Source organism: Planococcus chinensis, assembly GCF_020071995.1.
Classification (GTDB): Bacteria; Bacillota; Bacilli; order Bacillales_A; family Planococcaceae; genus Planococcus; species Planococcus chinensis_A.
In genome coordinates this window covers 262,620-279,306 of the sequence record NZ_JABWTK010000006.1, presented here as the reverse complement: position 1 = coordinate 279,306, position 16,687 = coordinate 262,620, and the positions used below count along the sequence as shown (strand labels likewise).

The 16,687-nt window shown below is 46.9% G+C and carries 15 protein-coding genes; 9 read left to right on the top strand and 6 right to left on the bottom strand.

Annotation, left to right across the window (positions count from 1 at the left end; translation table 11 throughout):
* Positions 1-146 precede the first annotated feature (146 nt).
* The 4 genes from HU147_RS12300 to HU147_RS12285 all read left to right on the top strand — a co-directional run bounded on the left by HU147_RS12300 (position 147) and on the right by HU147_RS12285 (position 3,004).
* Positions 147-395, top strand: a complete 249-nt coding sequence (locus tag HU147_RS12300; protein WP_224076510.1) for a hypothetical protein — start codon at positions 147-149, stop codon at positions 393-395.
* A 49-nt stretch (positions 396-444) separates the two neighbouring features.
* Entirely contained in the window at positions 445-1,155 is a 711-nt protein-coding gene (locus tag HU147_RS12295; RefSeq protein ID WP_224076509.1) for a hypothetical protein, read from the top strand.
* Between the two features lie 135 nt (positions 1,156-1,290).
* Complete coding sequence (locus tag HU147_RS12290) at positions 1,291-2,007, top strand: DUF4386 domain-containing protein (RefSeq protein ID WP_224076508.1); 717 nt, start codon at positions 1,291-1,293, stop codon at positions 2,005-2,007.
* A gap of 28 nt (positions 2,008-2,035) precedes the next feature.
* Positions 2,036-3,004, top strand: a complete 969-nt coding sequence (locus HU147_RS12285; RefSeq protein WP_224076507.1) for an NAD(P)-dependent alcohol dehydrogenase — start codon at positions 2,036-2,038, stop codon at positions 3,002-3,004.
* 397 nt (positions 3,005-3,401) lie between these two features.
* Here the strand turns inward: HU147_RS12285 and HU147_RS12280 are convergent, their stop codons facing one another.
* From HU147_RS12280 to HU147_RS12255, 6 genes are all read right to left on the bottom strand, one after another.
* Positions 3,402-3,875 carry a hypothetical protein gene (locus tag HU147_RS12280; protein ID WP_224076506.1) on the bottom strand — a complete coding sequence of 158 codons (474 nt, stop codon included), beginning with the start codon at positions 3,873-3,875 and terminating at the stop codon, positions 3,402-3,404.
* 220 nt (positions 3,876-4,095) lie between these two features.
* On the bottom strand, positions 4,096-4,824 hold the full coding sequence (locus HU147_RS12275) for a GDSL-type esterase/lipase family protein (protein ID WP_224076505.1): 729 nt from the start codon (positions 4,822-4,824) through the stop codon (positions 4,096-4,098).
* 232 nt (positions 4,825-5,056) lie between these two features.
* Entirely contained in the window at positions 5,057-6,154 is a 1,098-nt protein-coding gene (locus HU147_RS12270; protein ID WP_224076504.1) for a Gfo/Idh/MocA family protein, read from the bottom strand.
* Positions 6,155-6,165: 11 nt separating this feature from the next.
* Positions 6,166-6,909, bottom strand: coding sequence for a ThuA domain-containing protein (locus tag HU147_RS12265; RefSeq protein WP_224076503.1), 744 nt, complete (start codon positions 6,907-6,909; stop codon positions 6,166-6,168).
* Positions 6,910-6,943: 34 nt separating this feature from the next.
* Positions 6,944-8,104, bottom strand: a complete 1,161-nt coding sequence (locus HU147_RS12260) for a Gfo/Idh/MocA family protein (protein WP_224076502.1) — start codon at positions 8,102-8,104, stop codon at positions 6,944-6,946.
* Between the two features lie 269 nt (positions 8,105-8,373).
* On the bottom strand, positions 8,374-8,742 hold the full coding sequence (locus HU147_RS12255) for a hypothetical protein (protein ID WP_224076501.1): 369 nt from the start codon (positions 8,740-8,742) through the stop codon (positions 8,374-8,376).
* 225 nt (positions 8,743-8,967) lie between these two features.
* On the opposite strand from HU147_RS12255, the gene HU147_RS12250 reads away from it, so the two are divergent.
* The 5 genes from HU147_RS12250 (at position 8,968) to HU147_RS12230 (ending at position 16,646) form a co-directional block, all read left to right on the top strand.
* Positions 8,968-9,747: a CPBP family intramembrane glutamic endopeptidase gene (locus HU147_RS12250; RefSeq protein WP_224076500.1), complete on the top strand. Its 780-nt coding sequence runs from the start codon at positions 8,968-8,970 to the stop codon at positions 9,745-9,747.
* Positions 9,748-10,115: 368 nt separating this feature from the next.
* Complete coding sequence (locus tag HU147_RS12245) at positions 10,116-11,501, top strand: S8 family peptidase (RefSeq protein ID WP_224076548.1); 1,386 nt, start codon at positions 10,116-10,118, stop codon at positions 11,499-11,501.
* Positions 11,502-11,737: 236 nt separating this feature from the next.
* Positions 11,738-12,541, top strand: coding sequence for a pyruvate, water dikinase regulatory protein (locus tag HU147_RS12240; RefSeq protein WP_224076499.1), 804 nt, complete (start codon positions 11,738-11,740; stop codon positions 12,539-12,541).
* A 30-nt stretch (positions 12,542-12,571) separates the two neighbouring features.
* Positions 12,572-15,238 carry a pyruvate, phosphate dikinase gene (ppdK, locus tag HU147_RS12235; RefSeq protein ID WP_224076498.1) on the top strand — a complete coding sequence of 889 codons (2,667 nt, stop codon included), beginning with the start codon at positions 12,572-12,574 and terminating at the stop codon, positions 15,236-15,238.
* A gap of 388 nt (positions 15,239-15,626) precedes the next feature.
* Positions 15,627-16,646 carry a LacI family DNA-binding transcriptional regulator gene (locus HU147_RS12230; protein WP_224076497.1) on the top strand — a complete coding sequence of 340 codons (1,020 nt, stop codon included), beginning with the start codon at positions 15,627-15,629 and terminating at the stop codon, positions 16,644-16,646.
* Positions 16,647-16,687: the final 41 nt, after the last annotated feature.

Sequence of the window (16,687 nt, the reverse complement as noted above, 5' to 3'; positions counted from 1 at the left end):
TTGTTTTTAAATTTACTCTTTTTATTTGATAAATCACCACATATGGTGATGTGCTCTCACCACATGCCCATGTATCTTTGGATTAAACAAGGAGCGCATCCAGCGATGAAAAGCCAAATTTTCAAGAAGAGAAAAGGAGGGGCACAATGAACGAGGAAAAAGAAGCGATCAACGACTACGAGACGCCAGAATGGTATGAAATTCGCCTCAAAGGGCACCTGAATGACCGATGGGCCGACTGGTTTGAGGGCTTTTCCTTCACCCTTGAAAGCGACGGGACAACCATCCTTTCCGGTGTAGTAGCGGATCAGGCAGCCTTACATGGTCTGTTGAGGAAAGTGCGCGATCTGGGGCTTCCTTTAATTTCAGTTATGCAGGTTGAGAACAACCAGTAAAGCTTGAGAGCTAACAACTAAAAACAATCGCAAAGGGGACGAACATATTATGAATACACAACAAGTTCCGGTTTATAAAGAAAACATCCAGGCTGACGTTGACCAAAAATCTGCGGTTAAGGTAAAAGGAAAATGGAATTTAACGGCTCTGGCTCTTTTCCGCGGGGCAGGGTTATCGGCAATGGTGGCAGGTTTCCTTTACGTGCTCATTCAAATGATCCACCCGCCTGAACTTCTTTCGACTGTCACGTCCGGAGCATGGGCAAACGTCCACTATTTAACTTTTGCCATGTGCCTCTTCTGGCTTTTGGGCCTGGTGGGGATTTACGTGAAACAAGCGGAAAAGGCCGGGTGGCTCGGCCTTGCTGGTTTTCTTCTGTTTAGCCTCTTTCTGGTGCTTTCAGCTTCCTTCAATTTCGCTGAAGCCTTGATCATACCACTGCTGGCGACGGACGCACCAAAATTTGTAGAAGGCTTCTTGGGGATTTTCAGCGGAGCCGGCAGCGAAGTCAACCTTGGAATTCTTGCAGCAATCGGGCCGGTAGGCGGGATATTGTATTTATCCGGTGGCGTGGTGTTTGGCATCGCTACATTCCGCGCAGGCGTCCTGTCGCGCTGGGGTGCCGCCATATTTGCTTTCGGGGCAGTGGCCTCTTTGGGAGCCGCGGTGCTCCCGCACGAGCTGGACAGGTTGATGGCAGTGCCAATGGGAATTGGCATCGCTTGGCTCGGCTATTCGCTCTTGAAGCAGCGGCGATAGAAAGTCTAAGGAGTTTTTCATGATAGCGGGAACATGGATTGTTTCAAGAGAATGACAAGCGGCCAAAAGGACGCTTGTCTCAGCGTAATTTGCACAGAACTGCCGCAGTCGATTCATATAGAAAGGAAAAGAAAAATGAAATCATCTAAAAAAACGGCAAAACTCATAGGTGTTTTATTTATTCTTGCATCAGTTTCGGCCATAGCAGGGGTTCTTTTATATAATCCCATCCTGAATAGTACGGATTATTTAATTGAAGGGTCCAGCCACGCCTATCAAGTGTTGCTCGGCGCACTGATGGAACTGATTCTAGTGGTATCAGCCATTGGTACGGCAACTACGATGTTTCCCATTTTGCGAAAGTACAATGAAACCATTGCACTTTGGCACGTTTGCTTCCGGTTTCTTGAAGCGGTTATCATCACAATAGGAATAGTCAGCGTGCTGGCTCTTTTGACATTAAGCCGTGAATTTGCTGCAGCAGGAGCTCCGGATGCCGCTTCATTTCAAGCTGTCGGAACTTCGTTGATTGCCATACACGACTGGACTTTCATGCTCGGGCCGCTTTTTTTCCTCGGCATCAATACGATCATGTACAGTTATATCTTTTATAAATCAAAGCTTGTGCCGGCGGCTATCGCCTACTTAGGCATGGCGGGTGCCGTACTTGTTTTCATCTGTGCCTTGCTGGTCCTGTTCGGAGTCATCCAGCAAGTTTCATTAGTTGGAGGTCTGTTGGCGCTGCCGATAGCAGTTTATGAAATGACCTTAGCGGTATGGCTCATCTTGAAAGGCTTTAATGATTCAGATGTTGTTCCGGAGGATGAAAAAACAATTGTACCTGTCTATTAGCGCCCGCCTAAAAGAGGAGAGTTGTAAAATGAAAGCACTTGTCGCAACGAAATACGGTTTGCCTGAGGTTCTTCGGTTCAAAGAGGTCAAAAAACCTTCGCCTAATGACAATGAAGTTCTGATAAAAGTCTGTGCGGCTTCCGTAAACTCATGGGACTGGGATCTTTTAAGAGGGAAACCTTTATTGACCCGGATAGGAGGGCTTTTTACACCGAAATACCCAATACTTGGAGCTGACATTGCGGGGCAGGTCATAGCGGTGGGCAAAAATGTAAAGCAATTTTTGCCGGGCAACGAGGTATTTGGCGATATCTCAGGAGCTGGATGGGGCGGCTTTGCCGAGTATGTATGTGTCCGAGAAGATGCAATAGCATTAAAGTCAGCCCACATGACAAACGAACAGGCAGCTGCTATTCCTCAAGCGGCAGTCCTCGCTTTGCAGGGGCTCCGCTATAAAGGAAGGATAAGCAAAGGTCAAAAAGTTTTGTTAAATGGTGCCGGCGGGGGAGTCGGTACGTTTGCGCTGCAAATCGCAAAATCGTTTGGTGCGGAAGTGACCGCTGTGGACAATTCAGGGAAATTGGCTATGCTGCGTTCGATAGGCGCAGACCATGTCATTGATTATACAAAAGAAAACTTTACTGAAAATGGCCTGCAGTATGACTTGATCTTGGACGTTGTCGCCCATCGCTCGATTTTCGACTGTAAACGCTCATTGAAACCGAAAGGTCGCTATGTCGTAATTGGAGGCAGAACTGCCCGAATTATTCAGTTTGCGTTTTTGGGTCCATTGGTTTCACGAATGACGAAAAAGAAGATGGGAATTCTCATCCATCTTCCAAACCAACAGGATTTAAACGTGATAAGAGAGCTTTTCGAAAGGGGCAAAATCGTGCCTGTTATCGATAAAAGCTATCCATTGTTCCAGGCAGCCGATGCTCTCCGGTATTTTGGAGAAGGGCAAGCTAAAGGGAAAGTGGTCATCACGATGGATTAAAAAGCAGGTTTCTTTAATAGACCTGTTTATTTTGAAACCCCTTCCTGTAATAAAAAGTGGCTGATCAATGTGAGGATGCGTAAGCAAAAGAAGTAACCCCCACCATCCGAATAAAGGAGGCGGGATTACTTCTTTTTGTTGAGGCAATTGCAATAAATGTAACGCAAGATGGTAAATATTAACTTGGAAAGTTCAAAGCATTATTAATTTGAAATTCTTTATTTTAATAATTTTATAACTATTGGACTAAATCACATGATCCTTTTGTGGTGTTGCCGTGAAAAGGATTTCCCCTTTTAACAGCAAATCCAAATGCTACCATCATTCATCTATACGCCCTATGTTTAACATTGTTCTCAAAATCCGCTTTCGCCGAATTCCTTATAAAATGCTTCTATTATTTAACGGTTTCCATAGGAATATGCTGGGCTTCGAAGAACTCGGCGACAGCTTCTGTGGTAACAAAAGAAGGAATCGTGAATTTTCTTTCGCTGCCGTCTTTCAAATAGATACGAAGCGTCCCAGTGGCAGTGCCGGCAGTGTGGAATGTCGATTGGGTCTTCATCTCTACTTTGTTGATGACTGAGAAATGGATATCAAAATTCTTACTGCTATTGAGCAGGCTTTGTGGATTTTCGCTCATTTGACGACCGATTGCCGCTTCTCGCTGTTCTTTTCTTTTATGGAAAAATAGCTTTCTTGAAAGCATCATGGCAAGCCCTATAACCAACGGCATCGACTCATCGCTTGCCTCATCATAAAATTGGCCGCCAACTTTAGCGAATAAAAAAGAAGATTCAGTTGAATAAACTTTATAATACCTGTCTAGTGCCATCGTGCTAGGCGCTAATAAGTGAATGGATTGGTGCATTGTTTTTCCCCTTTTGATATGCGATTTGAGAGATAGTCTTATTTCTTCATTAGTATGCATCAGAAAATTAAGGAAATAAAGTAATTTTTAAAAATAGTTTACAAAATTAATCATTTAGTGAGCAGTATTAGCCTTGAGTTAAATAAGTTAAAATAATGCTTGGTTTGTCTGCTGGGCTTCAAGAAAGTGAAAAAGCATTGCCGATTGGGCAATGCTTTTTTTAATCAGTATTTATAGCCGCCAGCCCGATTTCAGCAAGTACAGCCTGTCCTTTTTCTGTCGGGTGAATGTCACCGGGGATGATATAGTCCCCCTGTTTGCGATTGTAAGCTGAATAGGCATCGACCAGGTAGACGTTCTCATAGCTTTCAGTAACTTCCTGGAATGTGGCGTTCACTTCAGGCAAAAGGGCTTCGCCGATTTGGTGCATGGAATTGCCAGGCGGAAAAGGGTTGTAAATGTTATAAAGAAGAATTTGAGCGTCTGTTAGTGACTGGATTTCTTCAATGAGTTCACCGATTTCATCGAAGACAATGCTGTTGCCAAGCTCTTGCCGCAGTATTTCTTCTACTTGTTTTGGATCGCCTGCACCGGAGGTTTCAGCAAGCCGGAGGATCTCCAGCAAATCGTTGCTGCCAATTGTCATGGCAATCACGTCTGCGTCTTTGACCTTTTGGCGGTAGTCTTCGTCTTCGCGAAGGGCTGCCGTGACTTGTGCGGTTTGCCAGCCTGATACAGCCAGGTTCTGCACTTCGAATCCGGCATCTTCCCCAATTAAATACGGATAAGCCGACTGGCCGCTGTCTTCGAGGTTGGCGCCGTAAGTGATGGAATCGCCTAAAGCGACGAGTGTTTCCTGCTCGGCCTCTTCCTGTGCACAGGCGCCGAGCAGGAAAACGGCTGATAAGGCGAAAAGGGCATTCCTGCCGATCTGCTTGAATTTGGCCATAGTGCCTCTCCTTTTATGTTTTTCTACAATATATCATAGAGGTCAAACAGTGCGCCTTTCACGAAGCTCTTAGAGGAAATTTTCTATGCTGAGGGTGACGGTTTTTCGCCATAACTATCCAAGGGAAATCTGAGGAAAGACAAAACGAATAAAAGAATGGAGAAATTCATCCGTGAAAGGACGAATTTCTCCATTCTTTTTTATGTTTAATAAGCAATAATAATCAAACAGCTTACTTGAAAACCCGCTCACTAATCGAGAATGCTTGAGGCTTCGTACAACTGCTCTCCATCCGGTAATACGCACTATCCCGAGATGAATTCAAAAAGCCGTGCATCGCTTCCAAGACATGATAAGCGAGCTCTCCGTTTGCACGGTGCGTTTTGCCGTTCAGTATGGCATGGGCCATATCCGCGACGCCGATGCCGCGGGCGTTGTCCTGGAAACTGGAGACAAGAGGAATGTCGCTAAAATCCTCTTGGTCTTTTTTGCGCAGCCGCACCGGTCCGCCGAATGTATTGGGATCCGGAACGAGCAAGGTGCCTTCGCTGCCGTAGATTTCAATCGGCGGAAGCGTGGAGCCGCCGAACGCGTCAAAACTGGAAGTAAGGGTGCCGATCGCGCCAGATGCAAAATCGATTGTTCCGGCAATATGAGTTTCAGTTGACACGGTAATTTTCTGCCCGACGTTCGGTTCGCTCAAGACAGTGCGTTCCGGATAACTGATGCGTGCGGATCCGGCAATGCGCTCGATGGGGCCAAGCAGAGCAATCAACGCGGTCAAATAATACGGGCCCATATCAAACAGCGGACCGCCGCCTTCTTCATAATAAAAAGCAGGGTTCGGATGCCAATGCTCGTGCCCGCGGCTGATGACGAATGCCGACGCGCCGATCGGAACGCCGATGTCTCCGTTTTCGATCAGCCGAAGAGCTGTTTGGATGCCGGCTCCAAGGAAGGTATCCGGGGCGCTGCCGACCAATAAACCGTTTTCTTGCGCTTTGTCTAACACTTGTTTCGCTTCCTGCAGGCTAATGGCCAGCGGTTTTTCCACATAGACATGTTTGCCCGCGTCCAGAATTTGCAGCGAAACTTCTGCATGGACTTTCGGGAGCGTTAAATTGATGACCAGATCGATTTCCGGATCGTCCAGCAATTCCTGGACGGTACAGGCTTTTGGAATTCCGTATTGTTCGGCTTGTGAGCGAGCGCGTTCCAAATCCAAATCTGCGCAGGCCACAAGCGATAAATGGCTGAAGGCCGGAATGTTTTCCATATAAACGGAGCTTATGTACCCGCAGCCGATAATGCCAATCTTTAATGTGCTCATGTTGTTCCTCCTTATTGGCTGTCGCCCATACCTGTGTAGATTTGAGTGTTTCCAGAAACTGCATAGTTTCCATTGCTTGAATCCCCATAAAGCGTTTTGCCTTCCGCTGCCCATAAAAATCCTTTTTTCATGATAAACGACACTTCAGGCATCGCCATGATATCCGCCACATGCCCTAAAGAATTATAAAACACACGGCCGACGCCCCAGCGCTTCGTCCAAACCACGGGCATGTCGACGGCTTTGTTCAAGACATGCGGTCCGTCTGCCACGGGGAAGCGGGTAGTGGCCAGCACTTCTACAGCCGGGTCGACGTGCAGATAATATTGTTCGCTGACGACTTTGAAATCGTTCAGCCCTTCCAAAATCGGGCTCGAAGAATATTTAATATTGACCGTGTACTCAACGCCGTCGTTTCCAGGATGCGACACCCAGTTGCCGCCGGTCATAAATTGCCAGTCGACGTTTTTGCGGAACGAGTCGCACATGCCGCCGTGGCTGCCCGCCAGCCCGACGCCGCTGATGACGGCTTCTGAGACATTTCGTACATACTGTGGGTCAATTTCGCCCATTGTCCAGTGCGGCACAATTAAATGGAGCGCTTTCAATTTTTCAACGTCTGCGTAAGCGTCGAGAGTATCGGAAATTTCCACGTCGAAATTTTCTGCAGTGAGCAGGTCTTTATAAATTTCTGCAACTTGTTCCGGCTCATGGCCGTCCCAACCGCCTTGGACAATCAATGCTTTTTTCTTCATAGTCTTAGCACTCCTATCGGTTCAAGTTGGTTTATTAAAGGCTTGCGACGTCAATCCACTTTCTTTCTTGTACGGAAAGTTCGACGGCTTCCAGCACTTGCTGGCATTTGACACCGTCGTTGAAATTCGGAACCGGCTGCCGGTCTTGCTCAATTGCATCCAAAAATTCAACGAACGCGTGCGTGAATGTATGTTCATAGCCGATTGGATGTCCGGCAGGCCACCAAACACCGGAATAGGCGTGTGCCGGATCGGTTGCCATTACGCGGCGGAAGCCTTGGACGTCGTCTTTATCATCTTTAAAGTAAACTTGCAGTTCGTTCATCCGTTCAAAATCAAAAATGACGCTGCCTTTAGATCCATTGATTTCAAATGAGTTGGTGCTGCGGTGCCCGGTCGCAAAACGGGTCGCTTCGAAACTGCCAAGTGCGCCGTTTCCAAAACGCGCCAAGAACAAAGTGGCGTCGTCCACGGTGACAAGGCCTGTTTCTGCTTGGTTTCCGCTCGTTGCCGATAAGCCGCCTGTTTCTTCCGGCAGTGGACGCTCTTTAATGAAGGTTTCGCTCATGCCGATCACTTCAGTAATATCGCCAATCAAGTAATGGGCCATGTCTATCAGATGCGCCCCTAAATCGCCGTGTGCACCGGAACCGGCAATTTCTTTCTGCAACCGCCAGGCAAGAGGGAAGTCCGGATCGACCAGCCAGTCCTGCAAAAACCAGGCCCGGAAATGATAGATGTCACCTAAACGGCCTTCGTCAATCAAGCGTTTCGCCAGCATGACGGCTGGCGCAAAGCGGTAGTTAAAGCCGACCATATGCTTGACGCCCGCTCTTTCCGCCGCATCGAGCATGTCGCGTGAATCCTCCAGTGAAAGTGCCAGCGGTTTTTCACAGTAGAGATGTTTGCCGGCACTTGCCGCCGCAACAGCAATTTCCTTATGGGCGTTGCTCGGTGCGTTGATGTCGATCAAGTCAATATCGTCCCGGGAAACAAGCGCCTTCCAATCCGATGTATATTCTGCCCAGCCGAATTGTTCCGCGGCAGCTGATACGGCTTCGGTATTTCGGCCGCAGATCACTTTCATTGTTGGCGTGATGCGGTCCGGAAAAAACATCGGCAACGCGCGATATGCGTTGCTATGCGCCTTGCCCATGAATTTATAGCCGACCATGCCGATATTTAGGTTAGTCATGTGTACATCCCCATTCTTTGTTTAATGATTAAACAAACCTATTTTCATTTTCTCGAATAGTTAATATTCTGTCAAATTTAAGGGGTTTTTTGTTATTAAATATGCCTGAGCTATGATTGTAAAAAGAGGTGTGGAAAGCGTTTCTGGCGAATTTATTCCATATAGTGTAAAAGTGTGCAGTTTAGCGCTTCGGAATATATTGGGTGGAGATAGACAGCTTTTGCCATTCTTCCTCTCCGAAATACTTGGAGATCTCCAAGGTGCCTTGACTATTTAACGCACAAATAATCATCAAGCGCTTGAATTGCAAAGTCCAAGGATTTCAGTCTTCTCTCTAAAAGCGTGCGCTGCGGACTGCCTGGATTGGACTTGGTATAACTATTTTCAATAGAAGGCAACAGGCCACTTAAGACTTTCCGTGCTTCTGCTAGCTCCTCAGATGAGTGGTGGGGGGGTTTTTGGTACCAGGCATTTTCCAATAGCGCTAAACCAATTTTCAATGCGTTTAGCCTTTTTTCTAACAAGCTTGTATTCGAGCCTTTCTGCATCATTTGATCCAAGGCATTTTCGCATTTGCTGATGGTGGATTGAAAGGACTTGATCGCTTCTGATCGGACTTCGGTTGATACAGTTTCCATCGCACTGCACCTCTTTCTTTTTTTTTCATACATAATGAGTTCAGTATACCCGATAAGCAGTTGGTTGGATAAAAGACTTGTCAAATGAGAGCTTCTAGACAATTTTTGATACTTTTTTAAATATAGGAATGAAAAGCTGCGGGGAGAAACGGTTGAATACAGCGTCAGTAATTCTGTGTTGAAAGCTTAAAACGGGTAGGAGGGAGCCATATAAAAAAACAATTCATGATCAATAGTGTCTGTCTGGTTTTATTCGCCGTGCTTCTGGTTTCTTTGCAAACCCAAAACAATAATTTGTTCCTCATCTGGGGAGTTTTTACGTTTATTCTTTACGTCTTTTCCGATAAGCGGATTAAAACGGTCATCGTTGCGCAGGCCGTGTTTGGCGCCGGCTTTTCACTGTACTTATATACACTTGCACACTGGATTCCGCAAATTCAATCAACCGAAATGCATGTCTTTTTGAGCCGCATCTCTTTAATCTTTGTGCTGCTTCCTTTGTGGCTGCTGTCGTTCTTTTTGCGCCGTCCTTTACTAAATTACTGGAGAAAGCCGGCATGGGAAGAAACGATGGTTTTCCCTTTTATTTGGAGCGGTTTTCATCGTGTCAGCATTGCTTATTTTCTCGCCATAGCATTAGCCGTCAACTTGGCTGTCTTTATCCCTTTCATTTACATGAACGATGGGGCTGTTTTTGCAGAGATTTGGCTTTTAGCTATCATTTTTTCAGTGACAAATGCACTGCTCGAGGAGCTGATTTGGAGAGGTGTGCTTTTAAGCCGTTTTGCTGAAGGGAGGGGGGAAAAATGGGCAGTCGCTTTGACGAGCGTAGGGTTCGGGCTGCAGCATTTTTCACTCGGCTTTTCGTGGCCGGTTTGCCTGGCGTTTTCTGTCGGCGGCCTATTTTTCGGGGGCATTACGGTTCGATCCCGGAGCATCCTGCCGGCAATGGCCTGGCATTTGGTTTTAAACTTGCTGATGGTGTTGAGCGGATTAGTGCTGTGAGAGACAAATTCTCTAAAAATCATGACTGGAAAATGACAGAGGAGAAATCTTTAAGCCGTCTATACAAGCAGATTCTATGAAGATAGTGATCAATAGAAGGTTTCGCCTAAAAGGACAGCAATCGCCAATACAGGCAGTTGCTGTCCTTTTATTTTCTCATGCCAAACCGCTCATTTTTCGAAAAATCGACTAGGCATCCGGATACTTCTAAAAGGGAGAGAAAATAAAAATAAGCAAATAAATGCAATGGAAAGGAAAGATATCTTTAAAAGCTGTTACTCGATTTGCTTTATTCCGGTCTACGCTTTATTGAACCTGCTTCAAAATGAAGGAAAATAAGATTGACCAGTACCAATATTTTGAATAAAATGAAAAATGAAACGATTACAAGGGGGAAGCAAAAACCGATGAAAAAGAAATTGGCAGCAGGAACATTTGCATTCGCATTAGGGGCAGCATCATTATTAGGCAGCGCAGTCAGCGCCGAAGAAACCGTTACATCAAAAGAAGATTATATTGTCGTCTTTAACAACCAGAACAGTTTGCCGACAGGCTATGAAAATGTACTGGCGAATGCTGGCGGAGAAGTGAAAACAAAATTGGCGAAGCTTGGTGCGGTGGAAGTATCTTCTTCCAATCCGAACTTTTTAGCTGAAGTGCAAAAATCATCCGCAGTTTTGGATGCAGATCCAGAACGCGTTATTTATCCGGAAGCGCCTGCAGTAGCTGAAGCGGCCGCAACGGAAGCGATTGGAGACGGCGCCGATCTTTACAATGCGTACCAATGGGACATTAAGCAAGTGACGCAAAACGGCGCTTCATGGAATCTGCCGGGCGGAACCGGGAAATCAGTCGATGGCAACGATATCGTTGTGGCGGTCATTGATACCGGCATTGATTACAACCACCCGGACTTAAAAGAAAACTATGCCTACGGAAAGTCATTCGTTCCCGGCTATCCGGATGCGATGGATGAAAACAGCCACGGAACGCACGTAGCAGGAGCCATTGCGGCAAACGGCCGGACAATGGGCGTTGGGCCCGACTTGAAAGTGGCAGCTTACCGCGTCTTCGGGCCAACTGGCGGAGCATCGACAGCGAGCATTGCTGAAGCCTTAAGAACAGCGGCAGATGACAATGTTGATGTCGTCAACATGTCGCTTGGCGGCTATGACTGGCTGCAGGATCCGGAACAAAAAACAAGTGATATTGCGGCAGACATGCGCTTATTCAACCGCGCGATCCAGTACGCAATCCAGCAGGGCGTGACAGTAGTCGGATCTTCAGGCAACAACAGCCTGGACATCACAAGCCCTGGCCAAATGTCCGGTGAATACGGCGGAGCGACGCACAGAAGCCCGAGCAGCCAAACGATGATCCGCGTTTCAGCAGGCGGAGCGGCTAAGAACTTGGCGTATTACTCGAACTACGGCGTCGGCAAAATTGACGTGATGGCCCCGGGCGGCGATTTAGGCCCGAACTACGATCCGGTAACGAAGACAGGGCGTGACAATTCCTACTTGTCTTATGCAACCATTCCGGGCGGCAAATACGGCTATAAAGCCGGCACGTCGATGGCTGCACCAAAAGTGGCAGGACTTGCAGGCGTCATCATTGCACAGCACGGCAAAGATAAATTGAAGCCGGCCCAAGTCAAACACATCATCCAGTCTTCATCAGAAGATGTCTTTAAAACAGGCTATGACAAGTATTCAGGATTCGGATTGATCGATGCGGTAGACGCACTGGATTGATTTGGCAACAACATAAATGAAAAACAGCCGTCTCCGAAATCAGTCGATTCCGGAGGCGGCTGTTTTATGTTTTTTGCAAAATAATATTCTCTAAAATTAAATAAACGCTAAATGGTGGGAAAATTACAAAAACTATAGCAAATTTGTTGGCTTTGCCCTATCATTAATCTTAATGAATGCTCTTCTATCAGTAGAGCATTTTTCTTATTTACTTTTAAATACGGGGAGAGGGTAAATTGAGCCGAAAAGAAATCGTCTATGTTGTATCAGATTCCATCGGCGAAACAGCCGAACGGGTGGTCAAAGCAGTAGCCGCCCAATTCCTCGAGGATGAAATTGGCATCCATCATCGTTCGCACGTCAGCGATGAAGCGGATATTGAAGAAATCATTGTAAAAGCCAAAAAAGATCAATCTATCATTGTCTACACCATTGTCGTCGATGAATTGAGGGATTATTTAAACAAACGGGCCGAAGAAGAAAATGTGTCCGCGGTTGATTTGTTGGCTCCTTTGATGCAGGCTTTTGTCGAAAAGTTCAATCGGGAACCCGCCCATAAGCCGGGGCTCACGCATGTCTTGGATGAAAGGTATTTCCAAAAAGTGGACGCGATTGAGTTTGCGGTAAAGTATGATGATGCGCGGGACCTGGAAGGAATCAAAAAAGCGGATATTGTGTTGATCGGCGTCTCCCGGACGTCCAAGACGCCGCTTTCGATGTACTTGGCTTATAAAGGCTATAAAGTCGCCAATATTCCGTTGGTTCCGGAAGTGCCTGTACCTGTTGAGCTGTTTGAGGTTCCGAAAGGAAGATGCATTGGACTGGTGATTACACCGGACAATTTAAACGCGATCCGCAAAGAACGGCTGAAAAAAATGGGCCTTCAGCCGAACGCATCCTATGCACGGCTGGAGCGGATTCTGGAAGAACTGGATTACGCAGAGAAAATCATGAAACGCGTCGGCTGTCCGGTCATTAATGTGTCAAACAAGGCGATTGAAGAAACGGCGAACGACGTAATTGATATTCTGAATCTCTAAACGGGTTGATCATTTTAAGGAGGTAATTGGATGGTTAAAATGGTATACATGTTTGATGAAGGAAACAGTGAAATGAAAGAGATCTTGGGCGGCAAAGGGGCAAACTTAGCCGAAATGACGAATATCGGTTTGCCGGTACCGCCCGGATTCACGATTTCTGCACAAGCCTGCAACGATTATTATGAATCCGGAAAGCGCATACAAGAAGGATTGAAAACCGAAATCCTGGAATCCTTGACCCGTTTGGAAGAAACGACCGGGAAGAAATTAGGCGGGACAGACAATCCTTTGCTTGTATCGGTGCGCTCCGGTTCGGTCTTTTCGATGCCGGGAATGATGGATACCGTTTTAAACCTCGGAATGAACGATGAAACGGTGGAAGCGGTAGCCAGGCTGACCGGCAATCCGCGTTTTGCCTATGACTCCTACCGGCGTTTTATCCAAATGTTTTCAAATGTGGTGCTGGAAATTGACGTGTTTTATTTTGAGCAGTACCTGGAGAAATTCAGAGAAGCAAAAAACTACCAAAACGATCCCGAGCTGGAAGCAGACGATTGGAAGGAAGTTATTGCGGAATATAAAAAGATCGTCAAAAAGCACAAAAAAGAAGAATTTCCGCAAGATCCGATGCAGCAGCTGTTCCTGGCGATCAACGCCGTCTTTGATTCATGGAACAACCAGCGCGCAATCTTCTATCGCCAGCTGAATAAAATACCCGGCCATTACGGCACAGCGGTGAATATCCAAAGCATGGTATTCGGCAATATGGGAAATGATTCCGGAACGGGCGTCGCTTTCACGCGCAATCCGTCGACCGGTGAGGCTTTGCTGTACGGTGAATACCTTATCAATGCCCAAGGAGAAGACGTCGTGGCGGGCATCCGGACCCCGAACCCGATCGACACGTTAAAGCAGGATATGCCGGAAGTGTTTGAACAGTTTACGGAAGTATGCCGGCAGCTGGAGCGCCATTACCGCGATATGCAGGACATTGAATTTACCGTTGAACACGGCAAATTGTTCATCCTGCAGACGCGGAACGGCAAACGGACTGCCCAGGCAGCGTTGCGGACTGCGGTCGAAATGGTGGAAGAAGGCGTACTGACAAAACGGGAAGCGATTGGCCGCGTGGAGCCCGAACAGCTGAACCAATTGCTTCACCGCCGCATTGACGACCGCTACCATAAAGATGTGCTGGCGAAGGGCTTGCCGGCTTCTCCGGGAGCGGCTACCGGACGGGTCGTATTTGACCCGGACGAAGCAGAGCATTTGAGCAAAGAAGGCATAAATGTGATATTGGTCCGCACAGAAACCACTCCGGACGATATCCATGGCATTATCGCAGCGCAAGGAGTTGTCACGAGCCGGGGCGGCATGACGAGCCATGCGGCCGTAGTGGCAAGAGGCATGGGCAAATCGTGCATTTGCGGCTGTGAAGCAGTGAGAATTGATATGCAGCGAAAACAATTCCAAGTCGGCGATACAGTCATCAAGCAGCTGGATATCATTACGATAGACGGCGGGACCGGTGAAATTTTCGCGGGAGAGATTCCGATGATTGCGCCTGAGCTTTCAAAGGAATTTGAACTGTTGCTGTCATGGGCGGATCAGGAACGGAGCCTTGATGTACGTGCGAATGCCGACAATCCGGAAGACGCCAAAAAAGCGGTGGAATTTGGAGCGGAAGGCATTGGGCTGTGCCGGACCGAGCATATGTTTATGGAATCGGAACGTGCCCCGATTGTTCAGCAAATGATTTTGGCAGAAACGGAAGAACAACGAATACTGGCGCTCGACCGGCTGCTGCCGATGCAGGAAAGTGATTTTGAAGGCATCTTTGAGGCGATGCAGGAGCTTCCAGTTACCATCCGGCTGCTGGACCCGCCGCTTCATGAATTTTTGCCGGACAAAGAACAGTTAGCGGTTGAAGTGGCTGAAATGCATATGACGGATTCCCATTCTCCGGGACTCGCTGCAAAAGAAAAACTGTTGAAACGCGTCCGCCAATTGCATGAGTCCAATCCGATGCTTGGACACCGGGGATGCCGCCTCGGCATTATCCATCCCGAAATCTATCAAATGCAGGTAACCGCTATTTTTAACACAGCGGCTAAATTACAAAGCAAAGGGATTTCAGTAAAACCCGAGATCATGATTCCGCTTGTGGGCCATGTTAATGAACTGAGAATCCTGCGTGAGCTTGTCAACGAAACCGCGGTTGCTGTCCAAGAGAAAACGGGTGAACAAATTGAATACTCGGTCGGCACCATGATCGAAGTGCCGCGTGCGGCGCTTACAGCCGATGAAATTGCCACCGAAGCCGACTTCTTTTCATTTGGCACGAATGATTTAACGCAGACGACGTTTGGCTACAGCCGCGACGATGCGGAAGGCAAGTTTTTGAAAGATTATGTGGACAGAAAGATTCTTCCGGACAATCCGTTTGCCGTGCTCGACCGGGAAGGTGTGGGCGTATTGGTGAAGACGGGCATCAAATTAGGAAAGCAAACCCGTCCTGACCTTAAAACAGGAATCTGCGGAGAACATGGCGGAGAAAAGAGTTCGATTGAATTTTGCTGCCTGCAAGGCATGGATTACGTCAGCTGTTCGCCGTACCGCGTTCCATTGGCGCGCTTGGCTGCCGCTCAAGCCGCAATCAAACATGGGCTAAAACGGGCTGAAGTGACACAGAAATGAAGGGTTTAGGAGCAATTCCAGAAAAATAGCTACGTGAGGCAAGAGACCTTTCCAAGGAGAATCATCCTTTGGGAAGGTCTCTTTTCAATTTTAAAAAATCCAGTTTTTCAAACCAGCTTTTCGCTGCGGCCTTTATCGCAAAGGACAGAACTTTCTAAATGAATGGAAATGATTAAAGCGCAACAAGGAGTTGGTGATTATTCACTCTCAATCCAAACCGACGCCGGACTCTCCTGAAAAGGATTCAGCTTTTTTAGTTATTCATTTGAAATATTTACAAAAAAGTTTAATGAATAAAAAAACAGAGAACAATTATGCATTCATACATGGTATGGTTAAAGAGCATACATAAACTGGTGAATAAATGTTATTCAGAAAGGATGTTTTCATGGTTTCAACTACAGAGATTGCTAAATATGCAGGAGTTTCCCAGACCACCGTGTCAAGAGTGTTGAATAAACCCGATCAAGTCAAAAAGGAAACTTACGATAAAGTCATGGCAGCCATCACTGAATGGGGCTATTCGGCTGAACCGAAAGAAAAAATAGAAGAACTGAAAGCGGCCAAGACTATCAGAATTTTAGCATCCGCAAACGACCCTATCATCTACCAGGGCGCTATGCAGGAAATTGTGAATAGTGCTGCAGAACAAGGTATGCTGGTGAATATTCATGTGTTTGCTGCAGGCGACAAGGAAGCGGTGTACAATGAATTAGCGGCTCAAGGAACTGCTGGCGTCATCGTTTCTTCCGTATCTATTGAGGAAGAGCTTGCTGAAAAATTGAAACAGTCTCGTATTCCATCTGTTCTGTTGAATGAAGGCTATTCGGAACACGGCTATTCGGTTTCTTTGGATTATTCAGAAGCCGGTTATTTGGCAGCTAGTCATTTCATTGACAGCGGGCATCAAGAGATTGCTTGGATCGGCGGGCCGCTCGACTCCGAAATGAATAAAGACAGCCTCCTCGGTTTTGTCCATGCCTTGCAGGCGAATAACCATAAAATCCGTAAAAAGCGCTTAGTGGTTACGAAACAGGACAAAGTATCGCTTTATGCCGCTTTTGAAAGTTTGATGGTGCTTAAGAAAAAGCCGACTGCCATTGTAGCAGCATCTGACAACATAGCCATTCAATTGATGGAGTTTTTACAGATTGCCGGAATCGAGGCGCCGCAGGATCTCAGCATCATTGGAATCGGCAATTCCGAAGAGGCGGGCCATCCATATAACGAACTTACTTCTGTGGGCATCTCGGCTACTAATGAGGAGCTCGGGAAGGATGCTATTTCACTGCTCTTCCAAGGGATGGACGGGGAGGATCCCGAGCTTCGGCATATTAAGAAAAAAGTAGTGTTAGTCGACCGGCAAACGACGATGCCTCTACTTGTTAAAAAGGGATCTAAATCATAAATGAAAAAAGTTGCACCGGTGTAAAAACCGGTGCAGCTTTT

Excerpts from the sequence above, each read along its gene's own strand:
- HU147_RS12300 (WP_224076510.1), top strand. The coding sequence starts at position 147 with ATGAACGAGGAAAAAGAAGCGATCAACGACTACGAGACGCCAGAATGG.
- HU147_RS12295 (WP_224076509.1), top strand. The coding sequence starts at position 445 with ATGAATACACAACAAGTTCCGGTTTATAAAGAAAACATCCAGGCTGAC.
- HU147_RS12290 (WP_224076508.1), top strand. The coding sequence starts at position 1,291 with ATGAAATCATCTAAAAAAACGGCAAAACTCATAGGTGTTTTATTTATT.
- HU147_RS12285 (WP_224076507.1), top strand. The coding sequence starts at position 2,036 with ATGAAAGCACTTGTCGCAACGAAATACGGTTTGCCTGAGGTTCTTCGG.
- HU147_RS12280 (WP_224076506.1), bottom strand. The coding sequence starts at position 3,875 with ATGCACCAATCCATTCACTTATTAGCGCCTAGCACGATGGCACTAGAC.
- HU147_RS12275 (WP_224076505.1), bottom strand. The coding sequence starts at position 4,824 with ATGGCCAAATTCAAGCAGATCGGCAGGAATGCCCTTTTCGCCTTATCA.
- HU147_RS12270 (WP_224076504.1), bottom strand. The coding sequence starts at position 6,154 with ATGAGCACATTAAAGATTGGCATTATCGGCTGCGGGTACATAAGCTCC.
- HU147_RS12265 (WP_224076503.1), bottom strand. The coding sequence starts at position 6,909 with ATGAAGAAAAAAGCATTGATTGTCCAAGGCGGTTGGGACGGCCATGAG.
- HU147_RS12260 (WP_224076502.1), bottom strand. The coding sequence starts at position 8,104 with ATGACTAACCTAAATATCGGCATGGTCGGCTATAAATTCATGGGCAAG.
- HU147_RS12255 (WP_224076501.1), bottom strand. The coding sequence starts at position 8,742 with ATGGAAACTGTATCAACCGAAGTCCGATCAGAAGCGATCAAGTCCTTT.
- HU147_RS12250 (WP_224076500.1), top strand. The coding sequence starts at position 8,968 with ATGATCAATAGTGTCTGTCTGGTTTTATTCGCCGTGCTTCTGGTTTCT.
- HU147_RS12245 (WP_224076548.1), top strand. The coding sequence starts at position 10,116 with ATGAAAAATGAAACGATTACAAGGGGGAAGCAAAAACCGATGAAAAAG.
- ppdK (WP_224076498.1), top strand. The coding sequence starts at position 12,572 with ATGGTTAAAATGGTATACATGTTTGATGAAGGAAACAGTGAAATGAAA.
- HU147_RS12230 (WP_224076497.1), top strand. The coding sequence starts at position 15,627 with ATGGTTTCAACTACAGAGATTGCTAAATATGCAGGAGTTTCCCAGACC.